Genomic DNA, 1978 nt, shown 5'->3' with positions numbered 1-1978 from the left:
GTGCCAAGCACGCAGAGCATAAAGAGTAAGTCCGGAAAAGATGGTCACAGAAGATAAGGGTGTCATGCGTGAGCCATTTGGTTAAACAAATAGAGTCACGCAGAAGATCATCAAGCTGAAAGCAGAATTTCCAACAAAACAATTGACGAGCCAGTGCCTTTCGTGCTATAATGAAGTGTTATTTGAAATAAAGGAGCGGCGATTATGTCTCATACAAATTCTTACGAGTCCCCCTTCTGCACCCGGTATGCCAGCCCGGAAATGCAGTATTTATTCTCGGCGGACAAGAAATTCACCACCTGGCGGCGGCTTTGGGTGGCGCTGGCACGGGCGGAGCATCAGCTTGGCTTGCCGGTGACCCAGGCACAGGTGGATCAACTGGAAGCCAATGTGGAAAACATTGACTATGACGTGGCGAGAGAACGGGAAAAGGTCTGCCGCCACGACGTAATGAGCCATGTGTACGCCTACGGTGTGGCATGCCCGGAGGCAAAGGGCATCATCCACCTGGGGGCAACCTCCTGCTATGTGGGGGATAACACGGACGTGATCATTATGCGGGACGCCTTGCAGGTGGTGCGCCGGAAGCTCATCAACGTGATCGGCAATCTTGCCCGGTTTGCGGACAGCTACAAGGCCATGCCCGCCCTGGCGTATACCCATCTTCAGCCCGCACAGCTGACCACCGTGGGCAAGCGTGCCACCCTGTGGATCAACGAGCTGCTGATGGATCTGGAGGAGATCGATCACCGGATCGCATCCCTGAAGCTGCTGGGCTCCAAGGGCACCACCGGCACCCAGGCTTCCTTCATGGAGCTGTTTGAAGGGGATTCCTCCAAGGTCAAGCAGCTGGAGCAGATGATCGCAGAGGAAATGGGCTTTGACGCAGTGGTTCCCGTGTCCGGTCAGACCTATTCCCGGAAGGTGGACGCACAGGTGCTGGCGGCATTGGGCGGCGTTGCCCAGTCCGCAAGCAAATTCGCCAACGATATGCGGATTTTGCAGAGCTTCAAGGAAATGGAAGAACCCTTTGAGAAGGGGCAGATCGGCTCCTCCGCCATGGCGTACAAGCGGAACCCCATGCGCTGTGAGCGGATCACCGCACTGGCAAGATATGTGATGATCGACACCCTGAATCCTGCATTCACCGCCGGCACCCAGTGGTTCGAGCGGACGCTGGATGATTCTGCCAACAAGCGGATCTCCATGGCAGAGGGCTTCCTGGGTGTGGACGCCATTCTGAATATCATGATGAACGTAACCGACGGACTGGTGGTATATCCCAAGATCGTGCGCCGGAGAGTGATGCAGGAGCTGCCCTTTATGGCAACGGAGAACATCATGATGGACGCAGTGAAGAAGGGGGGCGACCGGCAGGCGCTCCACGAGCGGATCCGGGAATACTCCATGATCGCCGGGAAGCATGTGAAGGAGGACGGTCTGGAGAACGATCTGTGCGAGCTGATCCTGGCGGACGAAATGTTTATGATCTCCCGGGAGGAAATGGACAAGATCATGCAGCCGGAGCAGTTTACCGGCCGCAGCCAGGAACAGGTCACCGAGTTTTTACAGGAATTTGTGCAGCCCGTTCTGGATGCCAACCAGGACATTCTCAACGAAACAGCGGAGCTTTCCGTGTAAAGGTATGTACAAATCTATTGACTTTCCTTTGCGGATAAGTTATAATATTGTTAATTGTCGGTTTGCGGGATGAGATCCCCCGACAGAAACAGAATAAGTTTAGGAGGCTTGACAGTGAAAAAAGGAAACAAAGCCGTGTTTTTCATTGTGTTTGCGCTGATCCTGGCATTTGCCGCATCCACAATCGTGGGTCTGGATTATCAGTACGGTGATATCTCCACGACCTACATACACGGACTGGACGACATTCGTCTGGGTATTGATATCCAGGGCGGTGTGGACGTTACCTTTGAGCCGGAAAATGGCATTGAGGCAACGGAGCAGCAGCTGGCTGCCG

Annotated in this window: 1 protein-coding gene and 1 pseudogene; both read left to right on the top strand. The window is 54.3% G+C overall.

Annotated elements, in window-relative coordinates:
- Positions 1-204: 204 nt before the first annotated feature.
- Positions 205-1641, top strand: coding sequence for an adenylosuccinate lyase (gene purB / locus QVO51_RS02935; RefSeq protein WP_022357171.1), 1437 nt, complete (start codon positions 205-207; stop codon positions 1639-1641).
- 114 nt (positions 1642-1755) lie between these two features.
- Positions 1756-1978 (top strand): annotated as a pseudogene (locus QVO51_RS02930) (protein translocase subunit SecD); the annotation flags it as partial.

Source organism: Ruminococcus sp. CAG:379, assembly GCF_000434255.1.
Classification (GTDB): domain Bacteria; phylum Bacillota; class Clostridia; order Oscillospirales; family Ruminococcaceae; genus Ruminococcus_F; species Ruminococcus_F champanellensis.
Note: the sequence above shows the minus strand (reverse complement) of the source record. Positions and strands in the feature narration are given on the sequence as shown.

Coding starts and splice junctions, on each gene's coding strand:
- purB (WP_022357171.1), top strand. CDS start 205: ATGTCTCATACAAATTCTTACGAGTCCCCCTTCTGCACCCGGTATGCC.